This window comes from Cupriavidus sp. SIMBA_020 (genome assembly GCF_046535395.1).
Taxonomy (GTDB): Bacteria; Pseudomonadota; Gammaproteobacteria; order Burkholderiales; family Burkholderiaceae; genus Cupriavidus; species Cupriavidus campinensis.
Genome location: NZ_JAWRWU010000004.1, coordinates 80951 through 95368 on the forward strand (window position 1 = coordinate 80951; position 14418 = coordinate 95368).

General features: G+C 62.7%; 12 protein-coding genes. 8 read left to right on the forward strand and 4 right to left on the reverse strand.

Going from position 1 to position 14418, the window contains the following annotated elements:
* Position 1: 1 nt before the first annotated feature.
* Both SB751_RS09600 and SB751_RS09605 read right to left on the reverse strand, forming a co-directional pair.
* Positions 2 to 1036 carry an ABC transporter substrate-binding protein gene (locus SB751_RS09600; RefSeq protein WP_092289849.1) on the reverse strand — a complete coding sequence of 345 codons (1035 nt, stop codon included), beginning with the start codon at positions 1034 to 1036 and terminating at the stop codon, positions 2 to 4.
* Between the two features lie 51 nt (positions 1037 to 1087).
* Positions 1088 to 2179 (reverse strand): LLM class flavin-dependent oxidoreductase, encoded by a 1092-nt coding sequence (locus SB751_RS09605; protein ID WP_313818766.1) that lies wholly within the window; start codon positions 2177 to 2179, stop codon positions 1088 to 1090.
* Between the two features lie 201 nt (positions 2180 to 2380).
* On the opposite strand from SB751_RS09605, the gene SB751_RS09610 reads away from it, so the two are divergent.
* The 3 genes from SB751_RS09610 (at position 2381) to SB751_RS09620 (ending at position 6016) form a co-directional block, all read left to right on the forward strand.
* Positions 2381 to 3607 carry an acyl-CoA dehydrogenase family protein gene (locus SB751_RS09610; RefSeq protein ID WP_250024659.1) on the forward strand — a complete coding sequence of 409 codons (1227 nt, stop codon included), beginning with the start codon at positions 2381 to 2383 and terminating at the stop codon, positions 3605 to 3607.
* A 142-nt stretch (positions 3608 to 3749) separates the two neighbouring features.
* Positions 3750 to 4382: a cysteine dioxygenase gene (locus tag SB751_RS09615; protein WP_144201802.1), complete on the forward strand. Its 633-nt coding sequence runs from the start codon at positions 3750 to 3752 to the stop codon at positions 4380 to 4382.
* Entirely contained in the window at positions 4379 to 6016 is a 1638-nt protein-coding gene (locus tag SB751_RS09620; RefSeq protein WP_410747988.1) for a rhodanese-related sulfurtransferase, read from the forward strand. Before SB751_RS09615 ends, SB751_RS09620 begins: the two co-directional genes overlap by 4 nt.
* 7 nt (positions 6017 to 6023) lie before the next feature.
* Here SB751_RS09620 and SB751_RS09625 read toward each other — a convergent pair whose 3' ends face one another.
* Entirely contained in the window at positions 6024 to 6347 is a 324-nt protein-coding gene (locus SB751_RS09625) for a YnfA family protein (protein ID WP_144201798.1), read from the reverse strand.
* A 471-nt stretch (positions 6348 to 6818) separates the two neighbouring features.
* Positions 6819 to 9386, reverse strand: a complete 2568-nt coding sequence (locus tag SB751_RS09630) for an SIR2 family protein (RefSeq protein ID WP_410747989.1) — start codon at positions 9384 to 9386, stop codon at positions 6819 to 6821.
* A 435-nt stretch (positions 9387 to 9821) separates the two neighbouring features.
* On the opposite strand from SB751_RS09630, the gene SB751_RS09635 reads away from it, so the two are divergent.
* The 5 genes from SB751_RS09635 to SB751_RS09655 all read left to right on the forward strand — a co-directional run bounded on the left by SB751_RS09635 (position 9822) and on the right by SB751_RS09655 (position 14320).
* Positions 9822 to 10409 carry a recombinase family protein gene (locus SB751_RS09635; protein WP_410747990.1) on the forward strand — a complete coding sequence of 196 codons (588 nt, stop codon included), beginning with the start codon at positions 9822 to 9824 and terminating at the stop codon, positions 10407 to 10409.
* A gap of 669 nt (positions 10410 to 11078) precedes the next feature.
* Positions 11079 to 11576: a hypothetical protein gene (locus tag SB751_RS09640; protein WP_410747991.1), complete on the forward strand. Its 498-nt coding sequence runs from the start codon at positions 11079 to 11081 to the stop codon at positions 11574 to 11576.
* Positions 11577 to 11907: 331 nt separating this feature from the next.
* Positions 11908 to 12702 carry a hypothetical protein gene (locus SB751_RS09645; protein WP_410747992.1) on the forward strand — a complete coding sequence of 265 codons (795 nt, stop codon included), beginning with the start codon at positions 11908 to 11910 and terminating at the stop codon, positions 12700 to 12702.
* A gap of 596 nt (positions 12703 to 13298) precedes the next feature.
* Positions 13299 to 13493: a hypothetical protein gene (locus SB751_RS09650; RefSeq protein WP_410747993.1), complete on the forward strand. Its 195-nt coding sequence runs from the start codon at positions 13299 to 13301 to the stop codon at positions 13491 to 13493.
* Entirely contained in the window at positions 13490 to 14320 is an 831-nt protein-coding gene (locus SB751_RS09655) for a hypothetical protein (protein WP_410747994.1), read from the forward strand. The genes SB751_RS09650 and SB751_RS09655 overlap by 4 nt, the downstream gene beginning before the upstream one ends.
* The last annotated feature ends 98 nt before the right edge of the window (positions 14321 to 14418 follow it).

Below are 14418 nucleotides of genomic sequence, written 5' to 3' on the forward strand. Positions count from 1 at the left end.
ATCATCCCAGTACGTTGGCGTAGACGTGCTGCGCCAGCCGCTTCGCGTCGGTGGACTTCTTCAGCACGCCGATCTTGCGGAAATCGTCGGCATAGAAGGCGATTTCCTCCTGCAGGTCCACACCGGTGGGGTGGTGGGTGTAGGTCAGCGTGGCGTAGAGCTTGCGCAGGTCGTCCGGGCTGATCTTGGGCGAATACTTGGCGAAGATCTTCGCGGCCTCGTTCGGGTTCTCGTTGACGAAATCCGTGGCCTGCACGATGGACCGCGCCAGCGCGGCGGCGGCCGGCTTGTCGTTACGGACCAGATCGCCCCGGGCGCCCACCACGCAGCAGACCTTGCGCGCGTACTCGCCGGTCAGGTTGGTGGCCAGCTCCACGTAGGCGCCATTGGTGCGTTTCTCCAGCAGGTAGAGGTTGGGGTCGCCATCGGCAATCGCCTGGATCTCGCCCTTGTCCACGGCCACGCCGAGCAGGTCGGCGGGGTACTGGCGCCAGGTGATGTCGCGGTCCGGGTCGATGCCGTTCTTGGCCAGCAGGATCGTGAAGAAGTGCTTGCCCGGCGCGGCGAGATCGCTCACGCCCACGGTCTTGCCCTTGAGCGCCTGGAGGTTGGTCACGCCCGCCGCCTTGGCGCCCACCAGCCGCACGCAGCCGCCGTGGGAACTGCCGATGATCTTGACGTCGAAGCCGGCTTCCAGCGGCTTGAGCCAGCGGTGGATCATGCCCACCGCCGCATCGGCCTTGCCGGTGGCAATCGATTCCAGCAGCTGGTCCGTGGAGCCGCTGTAGTTGATCAGGTCCACCTGCAGGCCGTTCTTCTCGAAGAAGCCGCGCTCCTGCGCCACCACGATCGGCGTCAGGCAGAACGAGTTCTGGTTCCACGCGAAGGTGAGCTTGCGCGGCGCCGACCACGCCTGGCGGCCCAGGATCAGCGCCGGGGCGGCGAGGGCGGCGCTGCCGGCCAGCCGCAGCACGCCGCGCCGGCGTGTGTTGGGTTGCGGCAGGTTGGGCGGATTCGATTCGTTGGATTGGCTCATGGTGTTGGAACTCCCCGTTTTCGTTGTTGTTGGGCGCAGGCGCAGGCGGCCTCAGGCGGCCTTGCGGCTGGCTTCCGCCTCGCGGCGCGCTACCTCTTCCCGCACGCGCGGAATCAGCTCGCGGCCGTAGTCAATGGCGTCCTCCAGCGGGTCGAAGCCGCGGATCAGGAAGGTGGTGACGCCGATGTCGTAGTAGGCCAGCAGCGCCTCCGCCACCTGTTCGGGCGTGCCGACCAGCCCGGTGGAGTTGGAGCGGCCGCCGGTTTCGCGGGCGATGGCGGTCCACAGGCGCTGGTCCACGCGGTCGCCCTGTTCGGCGGCGGCCAGCAGGCGGCGCGCGCCTTCGCTCTGTTGCGGGCCCCCCCGGCTGTAGCCGGCCTGCACGCGCAGCGCGCGGGTCCGTTCGAGGATGCTGTCGGCACGCGCCCACGCCTTTTCCTCGGTCTCGGCCAGCACCGGGCGGAACGACACCGAGAAGCGCACCTCGCGCCCGTGCCTGGCGGCTTCCGCCCGCACGCGGGTGGTCAGCTCGCGCACCTGGTCGAGCGATTCGCCCCACAGCGCGTAGACATCGGCATGCTTACCGGCCACGGCCAGCGCCGCCTCTGACGCGCCGCCGAAGTAGATCGGCACATGCGGTTTCTGGGCCGGCTTGACCTCCGAGAAGCCCTGCGCGAAGCGGTAGAACTCGCCGTCATGGTCGAACGGCTTGTCCTCGGCCCAGATGCGCCGCAGGATGCCCAGGTACTCGTCCGTGCGCGCGTAGCGCTGGTCGTGGTCGAGGAAATCGCCGTCGCGCGCCTGCTCGCTATCGGAGCCGCCCGAGATGAAGTGCACCCCCAGCCGGCCACCGCTGAACTGGTCGAGCGTGGCGATCTGGCGTGCCGCCAGCGTCGGCGCCGTGAAGCCGGGGCGGTGCGCCAGCATGAAGTGGATGCGCTCGGTCACGGCCGCCGCGTAGGCAATCGTCAGCGTGGCCGAAGGGCCGGTGGAGTGGTGGGGCACCAGGATGCGGTCAAAGCCGGCCTGCTCATGGGCCTGGGCGAACGCGCGCACATAGTCGCGGTCGATCACGGGGCCCGAGGGCGGGTGGATCTCGGACTGCTTCTGGCTCTGGATCATGCCGATGAAATCGACGCTCATTGCACGGGCCTCCTTGCGGGTGGTGTCAGGAATGACGAGCAAAGTACGCCCGGCGGGCGGTGGCCCCCAACGAATAAAAACGCGGCTCGATATGCGGCAGAAACCGTCGCTCGATATGCGATATGCGTCGTTATCGGCGCGGCGGGCGCGCGGTACGCTATGCGGCACTCATCGCACGATGTTCTCCCGAGACCCCCCATCATGGCTTCGACTTCCCCGCGTACCACCCTGCGCCGCCTGCCCGCCAGCGAGCCCCGGCTGGCCGATTTGCTGGCCACGCTGACCGCCCGGCTGGGCGCCACCGCCGCGCGCCATGACGCCGACGGCAGCTTCCCGCACGCGAACTTCGACCTGCTGCACGAACATGGCCTGATTGCCCAGGTGGTGCCGCGCGACTACGGCGGTGGCGGGGCGGGGCTGGCGGAAGCGCGCCGGATCATCGCGGCCGTGGCGGCCGGCGACCCGGCCACGGCGCTGGTCCTGACCATGACCTACCTCCAGCATCGCGCCATCGGCCGGGCCGACTCGCGCTGGCCCGAGGCGGTGCGCCGGGAGGTCTTCGCCAGCGCGGTAGAGGAGGGCGCGCTGATCAACTCGCTGCGCGTGGAGCCGGAACTTGGCTCTCCGGCGCGCGGCGGCCTGCCGGGCACCGTGGCCACGCGCGTCGGTGACCGCTGGTGCATTCACGGCCACAAGCTCTACACCACCGGCATTCCGGCGCTGCGCTGGCTGGCCGTGTGGGGCCGCACGCACGAGCCGGAGCCGCGCGTGGGCATTTTTCTGGTGCCGAAGTCATCGGCATCGGCCGGCACGCCGGGCATCCGCGTGGTGGAGAGCTGGAACCACCTTGGCCTGCGCGCGTCCGGCAGCCATGAAACCGTGTTCGAGGACGTGTGGATTCCGCTCGACCATGCGGTGGACATCCGCCGGCCCGAGGCCTGGGCGCCAGCCGGGGCCAGCCAGGCCGACGTGGACGCCAATGCCGACCAGCAGGCGTGGATGGTGGGCCTGCTCGGCACGCTCTACGACGCCGTGGCGCGGGCCGGCTTCGACTGGATCCGCAGCTTCGTGCAGGACCGCGCGCCGGGCAGCCTGGGTGCGCCGCTCGCCACCCTGCCGCGCGTGCAGGAGACCATCGGCGAGATTGCCGCGCTGCTGCGTACCAACCAGGTGCTGCTTGACGATGCCGCTGCACAGGCCGATGCCGGCACGCCGGCCTCGGCGGCGGACAGCGGGCTGCTGAAGTACACCGTCACCGGCAACGCGATCCGGGCGGTGGAGCTGGCGTTGCAGCTGTCGGGCAATCACGGCCTGAGCCGGAACAACCCGCTGGAACGGCACTATCGCGATGTGCTTTGCAGCCGCATCCACACGCCGCAGAACGACGCCATCCTGACCGCCGCCGGCCGTACGGCGCTGGCCGGCTGACCCAGCTCGGACGGCGGCTTCGTGCTATGTTTAAGGCCGCTGTTCGAGACAGGGCCGCAGCGATCGTCACCGTTCACAGACTCACCATCCACAGACGGCCCACCGAATCAGATCATCAGGCGGACCATCGAGGAGACACGGGATGCACGACACCCAGACACCCCCCGCGCACCCAGCGCGTACGCTCACGCCGCTGCGCGAGTTCATCACCGGTTTTTCGGGGCTGCTGGACCAGCAGCCCGACGAACCCCGCATCCTGGCCGAAGGCGGCGCGCTGCTCGCCACGCTGGTGGCCCGCGACGACTGGCTGCCCGACGCCTTCGCCCAGCCACACCCCGAGTATTACCAGCAGGTGCTGCTGCATTGCGATTCCGCCGAGCGATTCTCGATCGTCAGCTTTGTCTGGGGGCCGGGGCAGCGCACGCCCATCCACGACCATACGGTCTGGGGGCTGATCGGCATGCTGCGCGGGGCCGAATACTCACAGCCGTACCAGATCGATGCCGAAGGGCGCCCGCAGCCGCACGGCGCGGCCACGCGGCTGGAGCCGGGCCATGTGGAGGCGGTGTCGCCCACGGTGGGGGACATCCACCGCGTGCACAACGCGTATGAGGACCGCGTCTCCATCAGCATCCACGTGTATGGCGCCAATATCGGCGCGGTGCGGCGGCACGTCTACCCGGAGGCGGGCGGGCGCAAGCCGTTCATCTCCGGCTATTCCAACTCCACCCTGCCCAATCCCTGGGATCGATCCAAGGAACCCGTTTCGCCATGACCGCTTTGCCTTCCGTGTTGCCTTCCGTGATTTCCCCCGTGTTTCCCACCGTCTCCAGCCTGGCCGTGCGGCAGGCGCTGCTCGACCGCACCGAGATCGCGCTGATCGACGTGCGCGAGGAAGACCCCTACGCCCAGCAGCATCCGCTCTGGGCGGCCAACTTCCCGCTCTCGAAGCTCGAACTGGAAGCGTGGCGGCGGATTCCGCGCCGCGATACGCGGATCGTGGTCTATGGGGAGCACGCGGGCGAGGATCTGGCGCCGCGCGCGGCGGCGGTGCTGCACGGGTTGGGCTACACGGATGTGTCGCGGCTCGACGGCGGGCTGGCAGCCTGGATCGCCGCCGGCGGCGAGGTATTCCGCGACGTGAACGTGCCGAGCAAGTCGTTCGGCGAGCTGGTGGAGGCGAAGCGCCATACGCCGTCGCTGGCCGCGCGGGAAGTGCAGGCGCTCATCGACGAACAGGCCGACGTGGTTATCGTGGACGCGCGCCGCTTCGACGAATACCAGACTATGAGCATTCCCACGGCCACCAGCCTGCCCGGCGCGGAACTGGTGCTGCGCGTGCGGGAGCTGGCGCCGGACCCGCAGACGCGGGTCATCGTGAACTGCGCAGGCCGTACGCGCAGCATCATCGGCACGCAATCCTTGATCAATGCCGGCCTCCCGAACCCGGTGGCCGCGTTGCGCAACGGCACCATCGGCTGGACCCTGGCGGGGCAGACCCTCGACCATGGCGCCAGCCGGCGCGCGCCGGTGGCGGTGGACGCCGCCAACCGCGCGCAAGCCCGTAGCGGCGCCCGGACGATTGCCGACAAGGCCGGCGTGCAACGGATTGCCCACCACGCCGTGGCGACGCTGGCCCAGCCGGGGCGGACGCTGTACCGCTTCGATGTCCGCACACCCGAGGAATATGCCGATGGCCACCTGCCGGGCTTCGCCAGCGCGCCGGGCGGCCAACTGGTGCAGGAAACCGACCATAGCGTCCCGGTGCGCGGCGCGCGGATCGTGCTGGCTGATGACGACCACGGCGTGCGCGCCGACATGACCGCTTCGTGGCTGGCGCAGATGGGCTGGGAGGTATTCGTGGTGGAGCCGGCGGGCGAGGCCGCCCGCAGCGAACGCGGCACGCCGGCGGCGCCGGTGCCCGAGGCGGAGGCTGTTGAATCCGTCTCGCCGGCCGAACTCGCGAAATGGCTAGATCAGGCAGGCGAGGGCGACATCGCCGTGCTCGACGTGACGGCCAGCGCCAATTACGTGAAGCGCCATATCCCAGGCGCCTGGTTCGTCATCCGCGCCCAACTGGCGCAGGCGCTGGCGGCGATTCCTTCGGCAAAACGCTATGTGCTGACCTGCGGCACCAGCCAGCTCGCCCGCTTTGCGGCGGCGGACCTGAAGCGGCTGACATCGGCACAGGTATTGGTGCTGGAAGGCGGCACCACGGCATGGATCGACGCCGGCCTGCCGCTGGAATCCGGCGAAACCCGCCTCGCCGTGCCCAGAACCGACCGCTACCGCCGCCCGTACGAAGGCACCGACAACGCATCGGCCGCCATGCAGGCCTACCTCGACTGGGAATTCGGCCTCATCGCCCAACTTGACCGCGACGGCACGCACTTCTTCGAGGTGGCGTAAGGGCGCCCTAAGCCCGTGGCTGCAACGCAATCAACGCCATGCCGGCAAGGCACACCACCGCGCCGGCCAGATCCCAGCCAGTCAGCCGCACACCATCCACCACCCGCAACCACACCAGCGCCACGACGATATACATGCCGCCATAGGCGGCATACGTGCGCCCGGCGGCGGTGGGGTGGAGGGTTAGCAGCCAGGCAAACAGGGCGAGGGAAATTGCGGCGGGGATTAGCAGCAGCATGCTTTTGCCCTGCTTGAGCACCAGCCACGGCAGATAGCAACCGACGATTTCGGCAACGGCGGTGATGGCGAAGAGGAGGGTGAGGCGGAGCATGGGGTGGGAAGCAGACAGGATGGCGGGATTGTGCCAGAGGGCCCCGTGCGTCAACTTCGGCGGCGCCCCAAAGCAAAAAGGACCTGGGCTTTCGCCTCAGATCCTCTTTGGTCACCGTATTCTGGTGGGTGGTACAGGGATTGAACCTGTGACCCCTGCCGTGTGAAGGGCTCTTCATCTTCGTAAGTCCTTAAAAATCAAGGACTTACTCGATTTCCAGTGCTCTACCGCTGAGCAGTAAGCCGCACTTTCAACGCCGTGGGACACCGCAGCCTGTACCCGTATGGTGTCATTATTACGACACATCTGTCAACCGCCAGGCAGGATGCACGCTCTCCGGTAAGTATCTGATTTACTGCGACTTGTGCCCAAGGTGTGTCACCAAAATTCCGAACTACAGTTGGACACATCGTCGTTCAAACGACAGTCGTCCAACCGAAAACCATGGGGTGATCCCAGCGGGCCGTCCAGTCAGGGCGCTTGCTTATTTCTCTTCTCAATTTGATTTCGCATAGCATTGAAGAAATCATCTTCAAATGTACCTGCGATCGTGAACAGTTTTCGGTCGTCGCCTCCGGCCTCCACATTTATGCCGGTACGCTTCGCTTCTCGAATTACTCTATCCGAGAATTCTTCCACAAGCGACGGCAATTCCATAGCCATGGCTTCATCATAGGATTGAAGGCAGAGTGCAGTAAAATACTGGCGAACATCATTTGCTTTTTCGGAAACTCTAGCGTCCCACATAAGATGGGCTAAGGAGCGGGATTCAGCGCCGTCTCCCACTAACAGATCAACCAGTTGTGTAAGGCCAATGTGGCTGATCATGTGCTCTGCTACGGTACTGCCCCGGATTGTTCCAACGATTTCGCGTAAGCCCTTGTCAGCCGTTACGAAAACTGACCGCTTTCCTTCGTCTAAGTCGCGTGCAAGTGCTGCCAACTGTATGGCGTCGTGCTCGATCAAAGTTGTAAGCTTTAGCGTCTCACGATTACGATTGTAGCCCCTCTGCAAATCCAAAGTCATCGCGCTAACTTTATCCTGCGGAAGCTGAAATCCTTTCACAACCAAAACTCCCTGCTTGCCCAGCCATTGTGCAAGATCAGCTTCCGTTTCATACGGAGCATACTTTTCAATGTACTTAGGGAATGTTAGATCGGGATCATTGGCTGATAAATTTGCGTAAGCACCCACGAATACATTCACATTACCTGATCCGAAGTACAGTGCTTCCCGTTTAGCGTCCTCGGAGAAATTTTCTGGATCGGCAGCGTATTGTTCGAGAGCTAATCTTTTGTGACTGACTATCTCGTTGACGTAACCAGACGTTGTGCAAATTGTGGTGCCTCCGGCTGCGCGGGCCGCGCCAGATAATTTTGATAGGACCGACTGGTAGACGGGTTGAAACGGGTGCCCAATAGCAAAGGTGGGCATCACAACGTTTGCGTCAAGGTAAACGCGGCTCGGCAGGACGTCACCGTGAAATAGCTGACTGCGGGGCGTTTGGATTGCTAATTCAAGCGCGAAACTCGCCCGGCCTAGCGCGGTCAGAATGGTCGCTTCTTTGGGTGTCGGGTTGTTTATGAGCACTTCGCAGACGCGTGTCAGCGTCGTTATTTCCATAGTGCTTAAACCCGGGCAGGATCGGAACATCAAGGCTTTGACGTCGGTGCTATCGGGAACTATACCGTTAGCGAAGGCTACCCCCAAATCCCAGCCCCGCTGTAGTACAAGGGAAGTAAAGAACTCCCTTAGACCATCCCGAATGGCTTCGGTCTCCCTAAGCTGCTCTTGCACAAATGCACGGTCAATAGCACTTGAAATTAATGTTTCAATTGCCTTTTGCAGCGTTCCCTCATCCCGGGCATCCCCAAGCCACGAAACCATTTGCGGCTCTGCGCGCTTATGCCAGAGACACAATTTCTCGTCTGCGAGGGATGTTAGGCATCTCTTCACAATGTCTTCCGCCTCCCGCCGATGCAGTGCCATGTCTTTGTGCAGGCTATCGACAATCGAGCTAACAGGAATTGCCTTCGGGGCGCTGCGCTGAATTAGCGCGCTGACCATTCCCTCGATAACAGAGTCGCGCAGTGGCGTTAGCTGGGCTCCGAGGCTCAGTCGTGCATAACACGAAGCCAGGTATCGCTTTGCTGTGTTAAAAGGCTTCGAAATTGCTCTTGTGGGCGCAGTAGGGCCGATGGTCGGTGCGGCGAGCATTTTTTCGACTGCTGACAAAATTTCCCAGAGTTTGTCGTGGTTCTTGTCGCTGTCTATGTGAGGGTACGAAACCCTCTCGATGTTTAATCGGTTGAGTTTCTGTTCAACGGCCGCAGGCAAATCTTCGGGAACAAGTGCAATGTGCTCACCTTGTGTGAGCGGGCCGTAAACTGAGTTTATTTCCTGAAGTACGTTCTCGATCGCTGGATCGGCGAAGGAGAAACCCACGAAAAAGAGGTTCGTCCTCGTCGACATTTGACTGAGGAAGTTCTGATAAACAGTATCTCGCCGCAACTCGTCGAATTGCCTTTGTGTAAGGACGATCGAGGTGGGCTCTTCGACAGCGCCGTGAATCCGGGCGACGTAAAATTCTGTTGCCCAAAGGGCTTGTCGGAATGAGATGTCACCGCGTTTAAAATCTAGGGGGGCGAGGCTCAGGCTTCTCGCAAAAGCGTCGTTGAGAAGTCTGTCAAAATTCGTTGTAATCGCCCCCTTAAATGGCAGTTTGCAGAGCATTTTTATGGCGTCCGCATTATTGCTTTGAAGGTTCTCTTTTAGAAACTTCAATTTTTCTGCTTCCGTGGCTCCATCGGAAATGAAAATAACGTCTGCTGCTCGGAGAAAGTCTCCTTTTGCAATCAGCTCTATAGCTTTGTTTGCAAGCAAAGGATCGGTTTTTCGTAGCCACTCTGCCATCGCTTTTAGTAGCGAACCCCAAACAGGTATTCCCGCCTTTGCCGAAACTCCCGCGCCTGCGAACAGGATAGGGTGTTTGGATTCAGAGAAAAATCTTGCTACACGATCGATTGCTTTTTGCATCATTAACCCGTTCTATACTTAGTTTTTTTACATGAAGACTCGGATTCGACCTATTTTTCCTTCGCTTTTCATTCGAAGGGCCAGACAGTATAGCCGTGATCAGTTGTCTGGCCCAAAATTTGGTTGGCATTCGTGCGGGGCTGCGCAACGCGCACGCGAGGCTAATTCCCCCCGTATCGCCCTCTCAAACGCGCTGGTGAATCGGTGCAGGCGAAGCATCAATACGTAACGCCCGCGTTGCCATGAAACACATAGCCCGACTGGCCGTAGCGGCAACGCCCGGCATTGGGCCGTACGGCGGGGGTTCCCGCTAGGCCAAAAGTTCACGGTTATGAACCGGGCCGGGCGGGCCTCCCCTGCTTGGGTCAAAAGTTAAGATTGACGCTTTATGGTCTGTGGGCCAGAATGCAGCGTATCTTCTGACCCAACGGAGCAGCCATGACCCGAATCGCCTACTACCGCGTGTCCACCGCAGACCAATCCATCGAGGCACAGCGCGTTGCGCTAGGCGGGGGCTTTGACCATGAGTTCATGGACGAGGGCGTGTCCGGGGCAACACAAGCGGCGAAGCGCCCCGGCTTTGCGAAGCTGCTTGAGTTCATCCGCAGGGGTGACAGCCTGCATGTGTACGCCATTGACAGGCTGGGCCGGGATAGCATCGACGTGCAGCAGACCGTGCGCGTCCTCCTGGACAAAGGCGTAGCCGTGGAAGTTCGGGGGCTGGGTCAGATAAGCGTAACGGGCGCGGGTGGGTTGCTACTGGCCCTCATGGCGCAGATGGCCGAGCTAGAGCGGGAGCGCATCCGGGAACGCACAGAGGCAGGCCGAGCCGTGGCTCGGGCCAGCTTGGCAGCCACGGGCCGCACGCATCGGGGCAAGACCAGCCTTGGGCGACCAGTGGAGCATGACGCCGCCTCTATCGCAGCATGGCGCACCCAGAACAAGGCCAGCATTGCAGAGACTGCCCGGCACTTCGGCACGTCTGAGAGCACTGTGAAGCGGGCCTTGAGGGGGGTGACGGTCTGAGGGCAGGAGTGCGTACTCGGTACGCACTCTTTTCACGGACTTCTCCATAGGTACTACGTACCTACTAGAGCGTGGATAGCTCGCCCTGCGGCTACGGCGGCATGAAAGCGCAAGCGCGGGTGCGACCGGGCGCGGCCACCCCGTACAGATTGTTAAGGCACCCACCCCGCTGTGTGCAACGCGTAGCCGCTGTTACAAAAATGGTCGATAGTGGACACAAGCGATGCTGTTAGGTGCCGAAGGTCGGAGGATTTCCCTCACTTTGCCTACCCGGAAACCCGCGTAGGAGCCGTTTCCTTCATTTCCCCTGAATACTTTCAGTGTGACGGCGCGGGGAATCTCCGTGGCTACTGCCTCGAAATGTACCCGCGCTTGGTACATCGGTCGCTATTGAAAGGGGTGCGGGGCCGGCCTAGGATGCGGTCCTCGCGTAGACAAACGCGAACGGGCTTGGCCGCCTGTAACCCAAAGACGCACAGCCGCCATGCTCGGCGCTATTATCTGTGCGCTGTCTCCGCACGCCCCTTTCAATGGCGAGCCGGGGGCGGGGACACCTTCGGGTGTGCCGGTATCCTTTGGGGCCGGTCGGCCAACCCCGCCTTCGGCCCGCCGCCCGCATCTTGGCCGGTGCACGGCGGGCCTCCAACCATCCCCAAAGGAGGCCGCACTATGCGCCACGCAGTAACCCAGACCGCTCAGAATTCCAACTCCTCCATCTACAGCCAGGGCGAGCACGACGCCGCCTACGGCCTCGGCCAGTTCGGCGCGAAGTACTGGCCGGCCGCACGCAAGGCTATGCCATCGGGCAGCACGCTGCGGGATTGGCGGGACAAGTGCGCACGGGACTTCATCGCCAGCATGAGCGAGGAGGGTCACGGCTTGCTGCCGTCGATGCTGGCCGGGTTCTATGCCGAGGCGGACGACGAGTACGGGCTGGGCGAGTTGGCTGCAGAATCGCGTCGCGCCATCGCTGCCGGGGACACTGTGCTGTGCATTGACGTAGAGGATGCTGAGGACTGGCTGACTCTTGGCAAGTCGTACCGGGTGCATGCCGTCGAGGGTGGCGCGCTGGGCACTGAGCGCGGGGCGGAGGCGATTCTGGTCATTACAGACGACAGCGGAGACATCGAAGGCTGGCACCACTTCTCGCACTTCATCCCCGCCTGACATACCGGCCCACGCCGGTAGCACCCAAGGGCTGGCCTCCGGGCCGGCCTTCTTTTTGGGCTGGACCCCCCCCGGTTCTTTTCGTTGCGCGACACAGAACAATCCCCAACGTCCTTTTCGTCCTACGACAAGATAAATAACGCCATCGGTGCTACGCCGAGGCGAATCCCCGACGTCGATTTCGTCCTCTGAACGAGCTACACACCCATCCCTCGCGGGACGCGGTTGTGCCGTCAGGAGTCGGGCGGCGTGCGTACTCGGTACGCATTCTTTTAGTGAACTTTTCAATAGGTACTAAGTACCTACTGGAGCGAAGATAAAGGGCGACCTAATGAATACCGAGTTACAAGGCAGCATCCAAGCGGCGGCCGAGCGAGCCAAGGCAATTGCCTCCCTAGCCACGCTGGTGCAGACCGGCACCATCTCCATTGACGGTATCGCACCAGACAAGCGAGAAGAAGTACGTATCTACATCGCAGGGACCCAAATGACTCCTCAGCGATTCCACGCCCGGCAAAACGCGGAGCGCAGGAGGTTCTTCAGTGAACGAGGTGCAAGTGGGTTCCAGTATTACCGGGCCACGCAGAAGGACCATGACTACATCTTCGGCACCATCCTTGACACGGTGGACGCCGGGGACAAGCCCACCGTCAAACCTATGCTGCGGGAGTACGGCGAGCAGCAGGGATACGCGCCAGAGTGGGCGGAGCGAGTGGCGGTCAATCGTCATCCAAAGAGGATTGCGAAGTCCCTGAAGGCTCAGCAACACCACCCTGTTATCCAAGACCTGAAGGGAGGCCACATGTTCACGCAGACTCATCAATCCGCGTTGAAGAAAGCCACGTACAGCGGCCTAGCTGAACTGCTGTTCTCGGGATCACAGATCACCCGTGAGAAGCGGGCGATGCAAGCGCGTATGGACGCGCTAGAGGCACGTCTGGCGGCAGCCGAGGCTGACGTAGCCCGAGCCAACGCCCGCCTTGACGCCAAGGACGCTGGACTGGATTGGAAGGAAAAGGCCCGAGCGATTTTTGCAGCGGAACCCTGTATCTCGAAGCGGGAGGTTGCTCGCCGGGTCGGTATGCACGAGAGCACTGTGCGCAAGTACCTATCCAGTCTGCACTGAGCCATGCCTAAGGGACAAGGTTCACGCAAGCATGATCCGCGCTGGGCCTTGTACGGAGTCCAGCCACGGGCCAGAGTTCTAACCCGCCGTATCCGGGACATTGCCCGCCAGGACAGTGCCTTCACGGAGGAGCTACGAAAGCGAACAGAGTCGGTCCGGGTTGACGCACTGATTGCAGGACAAGGCCGCTACTGGAGCGAGGCACCTTGCCCGCGCTGCGGCAGCCCCCACAGACGTGTGTACGACCGCGCGTGCTGGGATTGCTGGCAGCGAAAGCACCGACCCTCCGCCGTGTGGGATGCGATACGTACAGGCCGAGGCTACTGCGGCGGAACGCGCAGCAGAGCAGGATGGCTCGACCAGCAAGACGTGCGAAGGCGTGTCCGAGCCGGCGAATTCCACTGCATCACCGAGGGCGAAGTAGCCGCCCATGAGTACCCGGACGGGCGACTGGAGATAACCCAGCCCCCGGACCTTCAATGCCGCGACTTGCGGGCAATTCATCCATCCCGGCTTTTCCAGCTTGCAGCACAGCACCCCGCGCTTGTGGAGGTGCTGCGCCGTGCTGGATGGTCTATCGATTGAGGAGAAAGAGTATGGGCAATGCCAACGACCATCCGCTGGAAAACGACGCGGGCGAGCGCGATTACTTCGAGCGCATTTCGCAGCATAGCAACGCAGTGGGCCAATACCGCCGACTTACGGAGAAGCTGACTGGATACCTGCCGACATGGGCGGAACGCAAGCGCGCAGGGCGCAAGCCAAAGACTGCCACCAAGGAGCAAGCATGACCTATGAACGAGGCGGCATGTGCACAGCACCGGAAATTGCGCACTACGAGCGAAAGCCCTTCCTAGAACCGCGCGAGAAGCTGGGAGAGATGCGCGGGACGCTCGCCAACCTGAAGGCTCAGCAGGTCGAGGCCGAGGAACGGGAAGCGCAGCAGCGCGAGTGGGAAACACTCGTCAAATTAATGACGCAGGAGGAATTTGACCGGGCATGGAACAACTGCGACGAAGCGTGGGCCATGAACAAGCGATTACTGGACGACGCCCTGTTTAGGAACTTCGCGTTGCCGCTCTACTACCGTTGGCAAGCTGAGAACTGGACGCCGCGATTCGACCGTATTGCTGCCCGCATCCTGCCGCGCAACAAGGGGTTTCACGGCGCGTTGTCCTGGGCGACGGTCCTGCGCATCAATGACCATCTTCACAAGCGGGTGCGGCGGCCGCCGTTCATCGCGGCCTGTGGTGCTGCAACGGCCAAATGCAAGAATCGGCAGGCCCGGAGCAGCTACGCCATTGGCACAGAGGCGTTCTTGCTGGAGTCCGAAATCAGCCGGTTGGATGACCCGCGCTACGTCGAGCGACTACGCGTGGAGCATGAGCAAACCGAGGACCGCAACGCCGAACGCTGGACGCGAGAGCATGCCAGCCGCATCGAGCAGGCTGCAAAGCTGACCGAGGGGCGTACCAAGACTGCGCGGCGTTGGGCAAAGGACATTTTGGCGGCAGAGCGCGAGGGCAGGGACCTTCCTGCAGAGCGGCGTGAAAAGTACCGGGCCAACAGGCGCTCCAAGACCGATGCGCACCGGCACAACGGGAGGCGCCGCCTTTAACGGCACCGAAACAGCGGCAGGGGAGAAATTGTGTTGATCCAACAGACTTTGCGTATCCGGCCAACGTGCCGCAGGGCAGGAAAAACTATCTAAGGCGG

Excerpts from the sequence above, each read along its gene's own strand:
- SB751_RS09635 (WP_410747990.1), top strand. The coding sequence starts at position 9,822 with ATGACCCGAATCGCCTACTACCGCGTGTCCACCGCAGACCAATCCATC.
- SB751_RS09615 (WP_144201802.1), top strand. The coding sequence starts at position 3,750 with ATGCACGACACCCAGACACCCCCCGCGCACCCAGCGCGTACGCTCACG.
- SB751_RS09605 (WP_313818766.1), bottom strand. The coding sequence starts at position 2,179 with ATGAGCGTCGATTTCATCGGCATGATCCAGAGCCAGAAGCAGTCCGAG.
- SB751_RS09645 (WP_410747992.1), top strand. The coding sequence starts at position 11,908 with ATGAATACCGAGTTACAAGGCAGCATCCAAGCGGCGGCCGAGCGAGCC.
- SB751_RS09650 (WP_410747993.1), top strand. The coding sequence starts at position 13,299 with ATGGGCAATGCCAACGACCATCCGCTGGAAAACGACGCGGGCGAGCGC.
- SB751_RS09640 (WP_410747991.1), top strand. The coding sequence starts at position 11,079 with ATGCGCCACGCAGTAACCCAGACCGCTCAGAATTCCAACTCCTCCATC.
- SB751_RS09625 (WP_144201798.1), bottom strand. The coding sequence starts at position 6,347 with ATGCTCCGCCTCACCCTCCTCTTCGCCATCACCGCCGTTGCCGAAATC.
- SB751_RS09630 (WP_410747989.1), bottom strand. The coding sequence starts at position 9,386 with ATGATGCAAAAAGCAATCGATCGTGTAGCAAGATTTTTCTCTGAATCC.
- SB751_RS09620 (WP_410747988.1), top strand. The coding sequence starts at position 4,379 with ATGACCGCTTTGCCTTCCGTGTTGCCTTCCGTGATTTCCCCCGTGTTT.
- SB751_RS09600 (WP_092289849.1), bottom strand. The coding sequence starts at position 1,036 with ATGAGCCAATCCAACGAATCGAATCCGCCCAACCTGCCGCAACCCAAC.
- SB751_RS09655 (WP_410747994.1), top strand. The coding sequence starts at position 13,490 with ATGACCTATGAACGAGGCGGCATGTGCACAGCACCGGAAATTGCGCAC.
- SB751_RS09610 (WP_250024659.1), top strand. The coding sequence starts at position 2,381 with ATGGCTTCGACTTCCCCGCGTACCACCCTGCGCCGCCTGCCCGCCAGC.